This window comes from Streptomyces harbinensis (genome assembly GCF_900116145.1).
Lineage (GTDB): Bacteria > Actinomycetota > Actinomycetes > Streptomycetales > Streptomycetaceae > Streptomyces > Streptomyces carpaticus.
The window spans coordinates 330,901-345,343 of record NZ_FPAB01000005.1 but is presented as its reverse complement, the minus strand read 5'-3'; the positions used below and the strand labels follow the sequence as shown (position 1 = coordinate 345,343).

The window sequence follows — 14,443 nt, the reverse complement described above, 5'->3', positions numbered from 1 at the left end:
ATCAGTCCGCCGATCCGGGCCGGGGCAGCTCGCGTTCGGCGCTCCACACGCAGCCGGGTCCTTCCACCTCGCGGGTGAGTTCGTGCCGGGCGTGCAGCCCCTTGGCGGTGATCATCGCGGTGGTGGCGGGCACGCAGTACTCGCACGGGGAGGCCAGCGTGAGCGGGACGCCGCGGCCCCGGGCGAGTTCGCGGTAGTCCCAGATCGCGCAGTGGCCGATGCGCAGCACGGCGCGGTCGGGGCCGTGCTCCTCCCAGGCGGTGGCCGAACCGTACAGCCCGGCCTGGTGGTCCAGGCGCTCCAGCGGGACGGTGGCGTCGTGCTTGGGGGCGGGGTCGACGGCCGCGTAGACGGCGCTGTTGGAGGCGGCCCAGGCGGCGAGCTGGCCGTGGCCGAAGTGGGTGACGACGAACTGTTCCATGAGGGCCTGGCCCCGGAAGAACGCGGCCTTCCACTCCGCCTCGGTGCCGCTGCCCGGCGGCAGCGCGGCGAAGAGGGCGGCCTTGACCTTGAGGAGGCTGTGCAGATGGGCGCCGGCCCGGGTTTCGACGACGAAGCGGGTCAGGCCCGCCTCGGCCTCGAACAGGCGGCGTTTCCATAAGGCGGTCCGGGGCGCGGGGCCGGCGCCGGCCGCCGCGTCGCGCGGCTCGGTGAGGTTGCGGTCGGTCATGCGGGGTTCCCTGTCCTGGTCGGTGGGACGGCGGGGGATGGCGCATTTCCTCGGACGGTCGGACGGTCGGACGGTCGGGGCGGGCGGGGCTACGGAGCGGGGGTTCGGCCCGGGGCTACGGCCCGGGGCTACGGCCCGGGCTAGCCGGTCGACAGCAGCCGGGGGACGACCCGGTCGCACAGCGCGTCGAAGTCGTTGCCGAGGATGAACTGGAAGCCGTCGACGGCGCCCTCCTCGTACCAGCGGCGCAGCTCGTCGCCGATCTCCTCGGGCGTGCCCGGGAACTGGGCGTGCTCGCCCAGCAGCAGCGCCCGGGCGGCGAACTCGCCGGCCGTCAGCCCGGGCGTACGCGCCAGGTCCCACAGCGGCAGCAGCCGGGAGCCGTGCGCGGCGAACACCGCCTCCGGGTCCTCGGGCAGGAGATCGGCCGGCAGCTTGTCGGCCGCGCCCACCCCGTCCAGCCGCAGCGCGGGGAAGCGGGAGCGCAGTTCGGCCAGCGCCGCCGGGCCGGTCAGCGCCCGGGTCTGCCGCAGCCGGGCCCGCAGCAGCCGCTCCGACTCCTCGCGGGTGGCGGCGGCGTGTACGAACGCGCCCGGCAGCAGCGCCACGCTGTCGGCCGGGCGGCCGGCCCGTACCGCCTCCCGGCGCAGGATGGCGCGCAGCGCCTTCGCCGCGCCCAGCGTCGGGGTGCCGGCGAACACGGCGTCGGCGGTGCGGGCCGCCAGCCGCAGCCCCTCGGCGGACGCGGTGGCCTGGAGCGTGTACGGGAAGTCCGCCGAGTAGGGGGCCATGTCCAGCGGCCCGGACTGGGTGTAGAACGCGCCGTGGTGCTCCACGTCCCGGATCAGGTCCTCGCGCACGAACCGGTCGGTGGCCGGGTCCGGTTCACCGGCGGCGGGCGGCCAGCTCGCCCACAGCGCGCGGGTCACCCCGAGGAACTCCTCGAACTGGGCGTGCCGCCGCTCGCGCGGCACCTCGCGCCGCATCCCGATCGCCGTCCCCGGCCGGAAGGAGGACACCACATTCACCCAGGCCCTCCCCCGCGCGATCCGGTCCAGGCTGGCCAGGCTGCGCGCGAAGGAGAAGGGATGGGTGTACAGCGTGGAGACGGTCGGCATGACCGCGATCCGGCGGGTGGCGGTGGCGACGAGCGCGGCGAGCTGGAACGGCTCGAAGACGGTCAGCGGCGGCCCGGCGCGCAGCGCGGCGCGGTTGACGCCGGAGAAGTCGGCCTGGAAGAAGGCGTGCACGCCGGCCGCCTCCGCGCGCTGCGCGGCCCGTACGAAGGTGTCGGCGGCGTACGGGGTGTGGGCGCGCCCCTCGGCGGTGCGCCAGTCGTGGCTGGCGGGCAGGTACTGGGCGTTGAGCAGGACGAGCGGGCCGGTCACCTCTCGCCCCCGTCCTTGCCGACGGCGTACAGCAGCGGCTCCCAGGCGTTGACGGGGAACGTCAGGCCGGTGACCTCGGTGCGGGCCAGCAGCACCTGCGCGGAGTCGAACAGCGGGATGCCGTAGCCCTGTTCGAGGATGGTGGTGACGGCCTCGTCGACGAGCGCGGCGCGCCGCCGCGGGTCCACGGTGGCGGACTGCTCGGCGAGCAGCGCGTCTACCTCGGGCCGGGGCGCCTGCCCCTGCCAGTGGGTGAAATCGGTGGAGTAGAACGCGGCGATGCCGTCCGCGTCGCCGCGGCTGGCGCCCTGGTAGACGGCCAGCTGCCAGTCGGCGGAGGCCCGCAGGTCGCTCTGCTCGGCCGGGGAGACCGGCTGGAGGGTGAGCGCGATGCCGAGGCCGGCCAGCCGGCTCTGGAGGTACTCCCAGCCGGAGACGGTGGAGCCGATGTCGGTGCCGACGTACGTCAGCGACAGCTCGAGCCGCTGCCCGTCTTTGACCCGGACGCCGTCCTCGCCGGTGGCCCAGCCGGCGTCCTCCAGCAGCGCGCGGGCCAGCTCCGGGTCGTGGGACAGCAGCGCGCTGTGGTCGGTGTGGAAGCGGTGGCCGCGCGAGACCACGTCGGTGGCGGGCTCGACGCCCGCGCCGTAGAACGTGCCCGCCAGCTCCGCGCGGTCGATGCCGCGCTGGATGGCCTGCCGCACGGCGGGGTCGGCGAGCACCGGGTCACCGGTGTTGACGACCAGGGTGTTGACGACGCTGCGGTCCGGGGCGAGCACCGTGGTGACGTCGTCGCGGCCCTCGGCCTGGGCCAGTCCGGCCTCGGTGACCGAGTACGCCAGGTCGTACTCGCCGGCCAGCACCCCGGCGGCACGCAGGCTCTCCTCGGGCACGATCCGGATCGTCACCTCGGCCGGCACCGCCTCGCCCCGGTGCCCGAACGCGGCCGGGGCCCAGTCGTAGCCCTCGCGCCGCTCGTACACGATCCGTTCGTCCTGCACGGTCTCGGCGAGTACGAACGGGCCGGAGCCGATGGTGCCGTGCGCGCAGCGCTCCTCGGGTCCTGCGGCCAGCGACTCGGGGGCGATGATGCCGAACTGGCCCTCGGTGTTGGCCTGGAGGAACCCGGCGTTGGGCTCGGCGAACTCCACCCGCACGGTGCGCGCGTCCAGCGCCTCGGCCTGCTCGAAGCCGCGCAGATAGGCGCCGGGGGTGGTGGAGACGCCGCGCTCGGCGAGGTCCCACAGGGTGCGGAAGTTGTCCGCGACGACCTCGGCGGTCAGCTCCTCGCCGTTGGAGAACGTCACCCCCTCGCGCAGGGTGAACTCGTACGCCCGCCCCGCGTCCAGGGTCTCCCAGGACTCGGCCAGATACGGCTCCAGCTCCCCGGTCGCCGGGTTCTCGCTGAGCAGGGTGTCCAGCACCTGCCGGCCGAAGAGCGCGAACGGATTGGACTGCGCGTAGTCGAAGCAGGTCGGGTACCAGCCGTACGCGATGCGCAGTTCGTCCGGGGCGCCGCCGGTGGCGCCCCCGGTGGCGGTGCCGCCGCAGCCGGTGAGTACGAGCGCGGCGGCGGCGCAGGCGGCGAGCGGGCGGCCCGTCCGTGGTGCACGGGTCATGACGATGGGGTCCTCTCGTGGAACGGCGGGGTCACAGGGAGCCGGAGGGCGGGGACCGCGTCCAGCAGGGCGCGGGTGTACGGGCTGGCGGGGGCGGTGAAGAGGGCGTCGGCGAGGCCGGCTTCCTCGGTCCGGCCGCGGTGCAGGACAAGCACCTCGTCGGCTGTGGCCCGCACCACGCCGAGGTCGTGCGTCACCAGCAGCAGGGCGATGCCGAGCCGCCGCTGGAGGCCGTCCAGCAGTTCCAGCAGGGCGAGTTGCACGGCCTGGTCGAGGGCGGAGACCGGTTCGTCCAGCACCAGGACCTCGGGGTCCAGGGCCAGCGCGCGGGCGATCGCCACGCGCTGGGCCTGGCCGCCGGAGAGCCGGGCGGGGCGCTGTGCGGCGAAGCCGGCGGGCAGGCCGACCGCTTCCAGCAGGGCGCGGGCCCGCTCGGCGCGGTGGCGGGCGGTGCCGATCCGGTGTGCTGCCAGGGGTTCGGCGATGATCCGGCCGATGGTGAGCGCCGGGTTGAGGCTGCCGGCCGGGTTCTGGTGCACGAGTTGGACGCGGCGGGTGAACGCGACACGGGCGCGGCGGCCGGTGCCCACCGGCGTCCCGTCCAGCAGTACGGTGCCGGCGTCGGGGCGTTCCAGGCCGGTGAGCAGCCGCAGCAGGGTGGTTTTGCCGGCGCCGGACTCGCCGACGACGGCGAGGGTGCGGCCCCGGCGCAGCGTCAGGTCCACGCCGCGCACGGCGGCCACCGGGCCGCTGCCGCGCGCGCCGGGGTACGACTTGGCCAGCCCGCGCGCCGCGAGCACCACCGGCGGGCCGTCCCCCGTACCGGCGGCCGGAGCGGCGTCCGTACCGGCGGCCGGGCGGGCGGTGCGCGGCAGCCGGCCGGGCAGCGAGGTCACCAGCTGCCGGGTGTACGGGTGCCGGGGCGCGCCGATGACCCGGTCGGTGGGGCCCGACTCCACCACCCGTCCTCCGCGCAGCACGATCAGTTCGTCGGCGCGCTGCGAGGCCACGGCGAGGTCGTGGGTGACCAGCAGCAGCGCGAGCCCGCGCTCGGCGCGCAGCGCGTCGAACAGGTCCAGGACGCGGCGCTGCACCGTGACGTCCAGGTTGGAGGTGGGTTCGTCGGCCAGTAGCAGCCGGGGTTCGCCGGTCAGGGCGAGGGCGACGAGGACGCGTTGCAGCAGCCCGCCGGAGAGTTCGTGCGGGTACTGGCGCAGCCGCGCCTCCGGCCGGTCCACGCCGACGGCCGCCAGCGCCGCGACCGTACGCCGCCGGGCCTCGGCCCGGTCCTTCAGGCCGGTGAAGTGCCGGTACAGCTCGGCGAAGTGGCCCTCGATGCGGACCAGCGGGTCGAGCGCGCGGGCCGGGTCCTGCGGGACCAGGCCGACCGACCGGCCGCGCAGGGCGGCGGGGTCGGTCACCGGGCGCGGGGCGCCGCCGGGCGCGTCCGCGAACTCCAGCCGCCGGACGCGGGTGCGCGCGGTGGCCGGGGTGAGGCCGAGCAGCGCGTTCAGGGTGGTGGACTTGCCGGAGCCGGACTCGCCGACGAGCGCCACGCACCGGCCGGCGGGCACGGTGAGCGAGATGTCCTCGACGGCTGTCACCTCGCCGCCGCGCGCCGGGTGGCGGACGGTGAGCCCGTCCAGACGCAGGACCGTCTCCGCGCTCATACCGGCCTCACCTCCGTGGCGCCGAGCGCGCGGCCGGCGCGGTGCAGGGCGAGCACCACGACGGCGAGGACGGCGCCGGGCAGGGCGGTCAGCCACCAGGAGGTGGCGAAGTAGGAGCGTCCGGCGGCGATGAGGGTGCCCCATTCCGGGTCGGGTGGCTGGGCGCCGTAGCCGAGGAAGCTGAGGGCGGACACCGACAGCACCATGGTGGCCAGTTCGAGGGCGGCCAGCGCGAGGATCGGGCCGCGCGAGTGCGGCAGGACGTGGCGCAGCAGGATGCGGGGGCGGGAGAGCCCGTAGCCGTGGGCGGCTTCGACGAACGGCTGGGTGCTGATCCGCAGTACCTCGGCGCGGGTGACCCGGGCGAGCGCGGGGACCGAGGCGAGGCCGACGGCGAGGGCGAGGTTGGCGCGGCCGGTGCCGAGGCCGGAGACGACGATCAGCGAGATCAGCAGCGAGGGCAGGGCCAGCAGGACGTCGACGGCGGCCATCAGGACGCGGTCGGTGGCGCCGCCGAGGTAGCCGGCGGGCAGGCCGATGAGCAGGCCGAGGCCGATGGCGAAGCCGAGCGCGCCGAGCGCGGTGAGCAGGGAGGCCCGGGCGCCGTGGACGACCCGGCTGAACAGGTCGCGGCCGAGTTCGTCGGTGCCGAAGAGGTGCGCGGTGGACGGCGGGCTCAGCCGCTGGGCGATGTTCTCGGCGAACGGGTCCTGCGGTGCGAGCGCCCCGGGCCAGGCGACGGCGAGGGCGAAGGCGAGCAGCACGGCGAGGGCGAGCCAGGGGACGCCCGTCCGGGTGCCGCGCCGTGCGCGGCGGGCCGGGCGGTCGTGCGCGGGGGCGGGGAGGGTCGCGGTCATGCGCGGGCTCCGTCGGTGCGGTGCCGCAGCCTCGGGTCGAGGAGCGGGAGGAGCAGGTCGGTGAGCAGGTTGACGGCGGCGAACACCAGGGCGGCGAGCACCGCGATGGCCAGCACCACGGGCGCGTCCTGGGTCTCCACGGAGGAGGCGAGCAGCCGTCCGAGTCCGGCGCGGGCGAACACGGTCTCGGTGATGACCGTGCCGGCCAGGACGCCGCCGACGGTGAGGCCGGTGAGGGTGACGAACGGCAGCAGCGCGTTGCGGGCGACGTGGGCGAGGTAGACCCGGCGCCAGGGCAGTCCTCTGGCGCGCAGCAGGGCGACGAATCCGGCCCGCTGGACGTCGTCGAGGCCGCGTACCAGGACGGCGGTCAGGGCGGCGGAGACGGGGAGGGCGAGGGAGACGGCGGGCAGCACCAGGCCGGGGAGTCCTTCGCCGCCGGCGGAGGGGAACCAGCCGAGGCCGAAGGAGAAGACCTGGACGAGCAGCAGGGCCAGCCAGAAGGCGGGGACGGCGGCGAGGAGCGCGGGGACGTTCACCAGGATGCGGTGCGCGGGGCTGCCGGGCCGGTGCGAGGTGAGCAGCGCCAGCGCGAGGGAGAAGGGGACGGCGAGGACGAGGGCGGCGCCGGCCAGCGCGAGGGTGCCGGGGGCGACGGCGGCGAGCAGTTCGGGGACGGGGCGGCCGGACTGGAAGGAGGTGCCGAGGTCGCCGGTGAGCAGGGCGCCGAGCGTGCTGAGGTACCGCTGCGGGAGGGGGTCGTCGAGGCCGTACCGGGCGCGCAGGGCGGCGAGTTGTTCGGGGGTGCCGCCGCCGGCTCCGGCGGAGCGGCGTTCCAGCATGAGGGCGACCGGGTCGCCGGGCAGGGCGTACAGCAGGAAGAAGGAGACGGTGTAGACGGCGAACAGGACGACGGCGAAGTGGGCGCAGCGGCGCAGGACGTGGGCGGCGGCGGAGCGCGGCGGGCGGGTGTTCACGGGGCCAGCCGGGGGGCGTACTGGCGCAGCCAGGAGGCGAAGTTGAGGACGACCTCGCCCTCGAAGTTGCTGACCAGGCCGTGGCTGCGGGCGGCGCCGGTGATGCGGGCGGGGTCCAGGACGTGCGGGGCGAAGAGGTCGTGCAGTCCGGGGGGCGGGTCGGCGAGGACGGTGGTGAGCTGGTCGCGGAGCCGCCGGGCGTAGTCGGGGTCGGGTGAGGTGGGGTAGGGGGATTTGCGGCGGTCGACGACGCTCGCGGGCAGCAGGTCGCGGACGGCTTCGCGCAGGACGCCCTTTTCCTGGCCGCCGGCGTGGTGGACGGCCCGGGAGAGGGTGATGACGTGGCCGACGAGGCGGTGGTCGCAGAAGGGCACCCGGACTTCGAGGCTGTTGGCCATGCTGAGCCGGTCCTTGCGGTCCAGCAGGGTGGGCAGGAAGTGGGTGACGGCGAGGTGGATGATCTCGCGGTGCCGTCGCTCGTCCTTGCTCAGCGCGGGGTCGTGGCCGAGGCGGCCGAGGGTGGTGGCGTAGGCGTCTCTCAGGTAGGTGCCGAGGTCGAGCCGGTCGAGCAGGCCGGGGTGGAGGGTGCTGAGGACGCGCTGGTGGAGATGGCCGTGGGCGGGGCTGTCGGCGATCCAGGGAAACGTTTCTGCCCAGACGGCGGAGGGGTCCTGGAACCAGGCGTAGCCGCCCAGGATCTCGTCGGCCGCCTCGCCGGAGAGGGCGACGGTGACGTGTCCGCGCACGGCGCGGCTGAGCAGCAGCAGGCTCATGTCGAGGTCGCCGAAGCCGTTGGGCAGGTCGCGGGCCCGGACGGTGGCGTCGCGGACGGCGCGGTCGGCGAGCAGGGCGCTGTCCAGCACGATGCTGTGGTGGTCGGAGCCGATGAACGCGGCGGCCTCGCGGGCGTGATGGCGGTCCTGGGCGGAGCGGGAGTGCGGGTCGCCGGCGGCGTCGGTGAAGTCGACGGAGAAGGAGGCGACGCCGGCGCGCTGCGGCAGCCGGCCGGCGAGGGCGGTGACGGCGGAGGAGTCGAGCCCGCCGGAGAGGAAGGTGCCCAGCGGCACGTCGGCGAGGGTCTGCCGGGCGACGGTGTCCGCCAGCAGGGCGCGCAGTTCCCCGGCGGCCGTGGCGACGTCGTCGGGCGCGGGCGGCCGGGAGATCAGGTCGGCGGCGTCCCAGTAGCGCCTGGCGCGGACGCCGTTGCGGGAGAAGGCCAGGAGCGTTCCGGGCAGGACTTCGGCGATGCCGGCGTACGGGCTGGTGCCGGGGAACTTCAGCAGCGGGAGCGCGAGGTGGCGCAGCCCGTCCTCGTCGACGGCGACGGGCACGTCGGGGTGGGCGAGGAGCGATTTGGCCTCGGAGCCGAAGACCAGGCGCTCGCCCCGGTGGTGGTAGTGCAGCGGTTTGACGCCGAGGTGGTCGCGTACCAGCCACAGCGTCTCGTCGGTGGTGTCCCAGACGGCGAAGGCGAAGATGCCGTTGAAGCGCTCGACGGCGCGCGGGCCCCAGGCGGCCCAGGCGGCCAGCACCACCTCGGTGTCGCCGGCGGTGCGGAAACGGTGGCCGCGGGCGGCGAGTTCGGCGCGCAGTTCGCGGTAGTTGTACAGCTCGCCGTTGTAACTGAGCACCAGCCGGGCGGCGTCGGGCGCGGGGCCGTCGCCGGGTAAGAGCATGGGCTGCGCGCTGTGGTCGATATCGATCACGGAAAGCCTGCGGTGGGCGATCACCGCGCGGGCGGATATCCATATTCCGTAACCGTCGGGGCCGCGGTGCACGTGTTCGTCGTTCATTTTCTCGGCGACGGACCGGGCGTCCGGGGCCAGGCCGGCGAAATCGACCCAGCCGGTTATTCCGCACACGACACATCCTCCGCGTGGCGAGGGGTGGACAGGGGGCCGCCCGGGGTGCGGGGGCGGCGTCGGCTCGTACTGACCGGCGACGGAGCACGGCCCCTTCGGGGCCGCGGGCCGTCGCGGGAGGCCGGACCGCCCACCGGGCGTACCGGGAGATACGGGGCGAACGGCGGGCCGGAAGGGGGCGCGGGGGCGGAGCGGGGCGCCGGGGGCGGGTTCAGCCGCGACAGCGCGCGCGACAGAGGGCGCCGCGACAGAGGGGACGACAACACCGGCACCCGGTCACGCCACAGCGAACGCCGGAGATGGCGACAGAGGTGCGGGCCGATGTGGTCATGGGGGCATCTTAAGCGGGCGGCAATGGGCCGCCGCAAGAATGCGCGGCGATTATCCCACGATACGAGACAGCCTCATCCGGCCCTTTTACACCACGAGTTGATCCGGAATACGAACGCGTGTGAATTCCTCATGAAGAAGCCGGGCCAGAACGGTCAGCTGCGGCGCGGCGCGGTCGGTGCGCCAGATGAGGCCCAGCTGGGACGGCTCGTCGAGCCCGTCCACCGCGAGGTAGCGCACATCGCCGCGCGTGGCGCGTTCGGCCAGCGGGCGGCACACCAGCATCGCGTGTTCGCCGGAGGCGACCAGGGCCAGGCCCTCCTGGACGGTGCTGATCCCCGCCGTCGAACGGATCGGCGCGCCGGCCGGTGTGGCGCGCGGCACCCGGGCGACCATCCAGTAGTCCGGGGCGTCCCCCGTGGGGTGCACGATGTCCAGGCCGGCCAGCTCCTCCACCGGTACCCGCCCGGCGCCGGACGCGGCCAGCGGGTGCGAGGAGGCGACGGCGAGCAGCCGGTCCTGCGGCGGGAACCGGAAGCCGACGGTCAGCGCCGCCTCCCGGACCGGGAGTTCCACCACGGCGGCGTCCAGCCGGCCGTCGAGCACCGCCGAGAACGGCGAGCCCAGCGGGATCTCGCTCAGCGCCATGGTGACACCGTGGCGGGCCCGCAACTGCCGGAACGCCTCGGTGACCTCCTCGTAGACGCTGCCGTGGAAGCCGATCCGCAACTGGCACAGCGCGCCGCGCCGGGCGCGCTCCTGCGCGTGCGCGACCACGGTGGCCAGCGTCCCGTACGCCGGGCGCACCTCGGCCACGAACTGGGCGCCGAACCGGGTCAGCTCCACCCGGCGGCTGGTGCGGTCCACCAGCCGTACGCCGACCCGGCGCTCCAGCGCGGCGATCAGCTGGCTGACCCTGCTCTGCGAACAGCCCAGGCGGGCGGCGGTGCGGCCGAAGTGCAGCTCCTCGGCGAGCGCCAGCAGGCACTCGATCTCCTGCACCTGGATCTGATTCACATCGATCAGCGTAGCTCATCGATCGTTGAGAAGATCGCTGTTGTTCCGGCCCGTGGGGCGCGGTTGGCTGAGGGTCATGGTTTCCGCAGCACCGCCGGTCCTGGACGCCGGCCCCGGCCCGGCCCGTACCTCCGCACGGCAGTGGACGGCGATCGCCGTCCTGTCGCTGGCCACCTTCGTCGTCGTGACCTCCGAGATGCTTCCGGTCGGCGTGCTGACCCCGATGGCCGAGGGCCTGGGGATCAGCACCGGAACGACCGGTTTCAGCCTGACCATCACCGGCCTGGTGACCGCCGTGACGGCCCCGGCCGTGCCGCGCCTGCTGGGCACGGCCGACCGGCGCCTGGTGCTGGCCGTCGCCATGGTGGTGCTCGCCGCCGGGAACGCGCTGACCGCCGTCTCCGGCGGCTTCCCGCTGCTGCTCGTCTCCCGCGTCATCCTGGGCCTGGGCATGGGCGCCGTCTGGGGCCTGGCCGCCGCCGTCGCACCGCGCCTGGTGACGGCCCGCCACGCCGCGCTGGCGGTGTCCTTCGCGGTCAGCGGCGTCGCGGCGGCCTCGGTCGCCGGCGTACCGCTGGGCACGCTCATCGGCAACGCCTTCGGCTGGCGCGCGGCGTTCGCGGCGCTCGCGGTGGCCGCCGTCGTGCTGGCCGCCGCCCTGCTGGCGGCGCTGCCGCCGGTACCGCCGGTGCCGCAGCCCGCCGGGCCGGCGGCCACGGGGACGCCCGAGCGGCTGCTGCGCGTCCCGATGGTGGCCACCGGACTCGTCCTCATCACCCTGCTGGTGACCGCGCACTTCGCCGCGTACACCTACGTCCGGCCGGTCCTGGAGGAGCGGACCGGACTGGCGCCGGGGCCGATCGCCGCGCTGCTGCTGGTGTACGGGGTGTTCGGCCTGGCCGGCAACTTCGCCGCCGGCGCGCTGGCCGCCCGCCGGGCCCGCGCCACGGTCGCGTCCCTGGCGGCGGGCATCGGCGCGGCGATCGCCCTGCTGGCGGCGTTCGGCGGCACCACCTGGATCACGGTGGCGGGCATCGCCCTGTGGGGCCTGGCCTACGGCGGCCTGTCGGTGGCCGGCCAGATCTGGATGACCCGCCTGGCCCCGCACCGCGCCGAACACATCACCGGCCTGTACGTGGGCGTCTTCACGGCGGCCATCGCCCTCGGCGCCCTGGCCGGCGGCACACTCGTGGAGGCATCGGGCGTGACCACCGTCCTGTGGACGGCGGCGGCCGGCGCCCTGGCCGCCCTGACGATCGCGGCCACCCGCCGCCGGTGAGGGGCCGGGGGCTGAGGCCCCCCGGGGGTTGAGGCCCGGGCGGGGACGGCGGTTCCCGACCCGGGCGGGCACGGCAGGCCGTGGCGGAGGCGGATACGAGCCGCCACGGACATCGGCCGGGCGCGGGGCGTGGCGCGGCCCTGGTGCAGGCAGGGCCGGCCCGTCCGCCGCGTCCCCGTCGCGGCCCCGCACTCCGCCGTCACCAACGGGGAGGCAGGGGGGCACGTGACCACCGATCCCCGGGCGGCGCCGCGTCCGCCACCGGCGGCGTGGACTGGAGGTCCCGGTCCATCGGTGGTGCGCCGTGCCCGGCGGGCCGCCGGCCGTCGTTCCTCGCGGGGAGGGGGTACGGCCTCCGCCCCGGGCCCTCCCCCGCCATCGGCACGGTCACGGTGCGCGGGAAGCGAGGCGGTCACGTCCCGTCGGAGGTCGCCCCCTGCGGGACGGGCGCCAGCCCTCAGTGCTTGGCCAGGACCCGGCCCGCCTCGCGGGCCGCTTCGCGGGCCCGGGTGTGGTGTTCGGCGGCGAGGTCGCGCAGGGACTCCATCGCGGGGTTGACGGCGGCCAGCGTCAGTTCGCGCTTGACGACCGTCAGGTCGGCCTCCCAGATGTCGCCCAGCACCCGCTCCAGGTACGGCGTGGAGTGGTCCCAGCCCTCGCGCGGGGTGCCGGGCCCGTAGCCGCCGCCCAGCGTGGTGACGAGCACGGTCGGGGTGCCCTTCAGCAGCGGCGTGGTGGGGCCGGCGCCCGCGATGACGAGGTCGACCCAGGTCTTGAAGTGCTGCGAGACGCCGTAGTTGTACAGCGGGACGGCCAGGATCGCGGCGTCGGCGGTGCGCAGTTCGTCCGCCAGGGTCGCGCCGAGCGCCAGCGCCTCGCGCTGGGCCGGGGTGCGGTCCGGGTCGGGGGTGCCGCCACCGGTGGTGGCCAGGGCCCAGGCGTCGGCGGGCAGCGCGTCGGTGCCCAGGTGGCGGCGGGTCACGGTGCCGCCGGGGTGGGCGGCGGCCCACTCCGCTTCGGCGATGTCGGCGATCTCCGCGCTGGCGGAGGTGGCGGGCAGGATGCTGGCGTCCAGGCGGAACAGGTTCATGGCGGGCTTCCTCGGGTCGGACGGGCGGTACGCGGATGTGGCCGTGCGCGGGCGATGGCGACGGTGGCACCGCCGCACGGACAGCCTAAGCGGACTTTACCCCGTTTCGCAGCGCGGCCGGTAGATTGGAGCCCGTGGATCCCTTCCTCGTCCCCTTCGGCACCCCGCGCCCCGAGCGCGCCGACGCCGTGCGCAACCGCGAGCACCTGCTGCGCACCGCCCGCGAGATGATCGCCGCCGAAGGCGTGGACAAGGTGACGATGGACGGGCTCGCCGAGCGCGCCGGGCTCGGCAAAGGCACCGTCTTCCGCCGCTTCGGCACCCGGGCCGGCATCTTCCGGGCCCTGCTGGACGCGGACGAACGGCGCTTCCAGGAGCAGGTGCTGTCCGGCCCGCCGCCGCTCGGCCCGGGCGCGGAGCCCGTCGAACGCCTCATCGCCTACGGCCGCGCCCGTACCGCCTTCCTCCTCGACCACCAGGCCATCGCCCGCGCCGGCCTCGACCGCAACCGTCCCGTCCCCGCCTCCGGCGCCTCGCTCACCCAGCTGCACCTGCGCATGCTGCTGCTCCAGGCCGCGCCGATGCCGCACCTGGACGCCGTCACCGTCCAGCTCACCGCCGCCCTGGAGGGTCCGCTGGTGCTGTACCTGAGCCGGCCCGAGGGCGAGGCCCCGCTGGACCCGGGTGCCGCCGGCTTCTTCGGCGACGCCTGGCAGACCCTGATCGAACGCCTGGTGCACGGCCCGCAGGCCGCCCCCGCGCGCGACAGCCGGCACGACAGCCGTCACGACAACGGGCACGACAGCCGGCGCGGTGACCGGAAAGGTGCGCCGTGACCGGAAGGTGTCTCACGGAACCGAGCACACGTGACACGGCTGGTATTACTGGGACATGCAGGAAGAGACCGCACGCTCCGCGATCGACACATTCATCTCGGCGTTCAACACCTCGGACGACAGCTATGTGACTGCCCTGCTCTCCCAGGCCCTGACCACGGACGTGGTCCTCTGGGGGCCGTTGGGCCGCAGCGAAGGCATCGGGGCGGTCGAGCGGTTCGTCCTGGACATCCGGCACCACCCGGCGGGCGCCGGCACGATGGTGCGCTGCTCAGCGGTGGACATGCCCGACGAATGGGCCCGCTACCAGTGGGTCTTCACCACGCCCGATGGCGGCCCCCGCCTGGCGGGAACGGATGTCGTCCACCTGCAACGGAGCCTCATCGACCAGATCATCGTCTTCGCGGGGGAGATCGAGCCGATCACCTCCTGAGTCGTCCCGCTGCCGCCGTGCGGCACCCGGCCACCGCGGCTCTCCCCCGCGCGAGCCCGGGCAAGGCCCGCGGCCATTGACCCTCTCCCGTACCGCCCGGTCACCACCCGTCCGGCGCCGCGCTCACTCCCGTGCCCGGTACTCCTCCGTGGGCCGGGCGAGTTCCGGATGGTGCGCCCAGTACCGGTCACCGTGGATCGTCAGCATCGCCCAGTGCCAGGCTTCGTCGTGGAAGACGAGCCAGCGGTACGGGGCGTCGGCCGGCCCGTACGGGTACGCCTCCAGCGCGGCCCGCTCGGCGTCCGCCGCCGTCAGTCCCCCGTGGCGCCGCATCACCCAGGCGTAGGCGCGCCGTTCGGACCGCAGGTGGTCGAGGTACTCGGCCTCACTCCACGTCACCGCTCCACGGTAGCCG

13 protein-coding genes are annotated in these 14,443 nt (G+C 75.2%); 3 read left to right on the top strand and 10 right to left on the bottom strand.

What is annotated here, in order from left to right; translation table 11 throughout:
- Position 1: 1 nt before the first annotated feature.
- From BM385_RS16565 to BM385_RS16530, 8 genes are all read right to left on the bottom strand, one after another.
- On the bottom strand, positions 2 to 670 hold the full coding sequence (locus tag BM385_RS16565) for a hypothetical protein (protein ID WP_093843508.1): 669 nt from the start codon (positions 668 to 670) through the stop codon (positions 2 to 4).
- A 140-nt stretch (positions 671 to 810) separates the two neighbouring features.
- Positions 811 to 2,058 (bottom strand): LLM class flavin-dependent oxidoreductase, encoded by a 1,248-nt coding sequence (locus tag BM385_RS16560; protein ID WP_019433189.1) that lies wholly within the window; start codon positions 2,056 to 2,058, stop codon positions 811 to 813.
- A complete protein-coding gene (locus BM385_RS16555; protein WP_093843506.1) occupies positions 2,055 to 3,677 on the bottom strand; it encodes an ABC transporter substrate-binding protein in 1,623 nt (540 codons plus the stop codon). The genes BM385_RS16560 and BM385_RS16555 overlap by 4 nt, the downstream gene beginning before the upstream one ends.
- On the bottom strand, positions 3,674 to 5,347 hold the full coding sequence (locus BM385_RS16550; protein ID WP_093843505.1) for an ATP-binding cassette domain-containing protein: 1,674 nt from the start codon (positions 5,345 to 5,347) through the stop codon (positions 3,674 to 3,676). Before BM385_RS16550 ends, BM385_RS16555 begins: the two co-directional genes overlap by 4 nt.
- Complete coding sequence (locus BM385_RS16545) at positions 5,344 to 6,204, bottom strand: ABC transporter permease (protein WP_019433186.1); 861 nt, start codon at positions 6,202 to 6,204, stop codon at positions 5,344 to 5,346. Before BM385_RS16545 ends, BM385_RS16550 begins: the two co-directional genes overlap by 4 nt.
- A complete protein-coding gene (locus BM385_RS16540; RefSeq protein WP_019433185.1) occupies positions 6,201 to 7,181 on the bottom strand; it encodes an ABC transporter permease in 981 nt (326 codons plus the stop codon). Before BM385_RS16540 ends, BM385_RS16545 begins: the two co-directional genes overlap by 4 nt.
- Complete coding sequence (asnB, locus tag BM385_RS16535; RefSeq protein ID WP_019433184.1) at positions 7,178 to 9,043, bottom strand: asparagine synthase (glutamine-hydrolyzing); 1,866 nt, start codon at positions 9,041 to 9,043, stop codon at positions 7,178 to 7,180. The genes BM385_RS16540 and asnB overlap by 4 nt, the downstream gene beginning before the upstream one ends.
- A 417-nt stretch (positions 9,044 to 9,460) precedes the next feature.
- Complete coding sequence (locus BM385_RS16530; RefSeq protein ID WP_019433183.1) at positions 9,461 to 10,390, bottom strand: LysR family transcriptional regulator; 930 nt, start codon at positions 10,388 to 10,390, stop codon at positions 9,461 to 9,463.
- A gap of 76 nt (positions 10,391 to 10,466) precedes the next feature.
- Between BM385_RS16530 and BM385_RS16525 the strand changes: the two genes are divergently transcribed.
- Positions 10,467 to 11,669, top strand: a complete 1,203-nt coding sequence (locus BM385_RS16525; RefSeq protein ID WP_093843504.1) for an MFS transporter — start codon at positions 10,467 to 10,469, stop codon at positions 11,667 to 11,669.
- Positions 11,670 to 12,126: 457 nt separating this feature from the next.
- Here BM385_RS16525 and BM385_RS16520 read toward each other — a convergent pair whose 3' ends face one another.
- Positions 12,127 to 12,759, bottom strand: a complete 633-nt coding sequence (locus BM385_RS16520; RefSeq protein ID WP_093843503.1) for an FMN-dependent NADH-azoreductase — start codon at positions 12,757 to 12,759, stop codon at positions 12,127 to 12,129.
- Between the two features lie 134 nt (positions 12,760 to 12,893).
- Here BM385_RS16520 and BM385_RS16515 point away from each other — a divergent pair, with 134 nt between their 5' ends.
- Together BM385_RS16515 and BM385_RS16510 are read left to right on the top strand one after the other, a co-directional pair.
- Positions 12,894 to 13,595 carry a TetR/AcrR family transcriptional regulator gene (locus BM385_RS16515; protein ID WP_093843502.1) on the top strand — a complete coding sequence of 234 codons (702 nt, stop codon included), beginning with the start codon at positions 12,894 to 12,896 and terminating at the stop codon, positions 13,593 to 13,595.
- 55 nt (positions 13,596 to 13,650) lie between these two features.
- Positions 13,651 to 14,028: a hypothetical protein gene (locus tag BM385_RS16510; protein WP_019433179.1), complete on the top strand. Its 378-nt coding sequence runs from the start codon at positions 13,651 to 13,653 to the stop codon at positions 14,026 to 14,028.
- Positions 14,029 to 14,151: 123 nt separating this feature from the next.
- Here BM385_RS16510 and BM385_RS16505 read toward each other — a convergent pair whose 3' ends face one another.
- Positions 14,152 to 14,427 carry a hypothetical protein gene (locus tag BM385_RS16505; RefSeq protein WP_093843501.1) on the bottom strand — a complete coding sequence of 92 codons (276 nt, stop codon included), beginning with the start codon at positions 14,425 to 14,427 and terminating at the stop codon, positions 14,152 to 14,154.
- Positions 14,428 to 14,443: the final 16 nt, after the last annotated feature.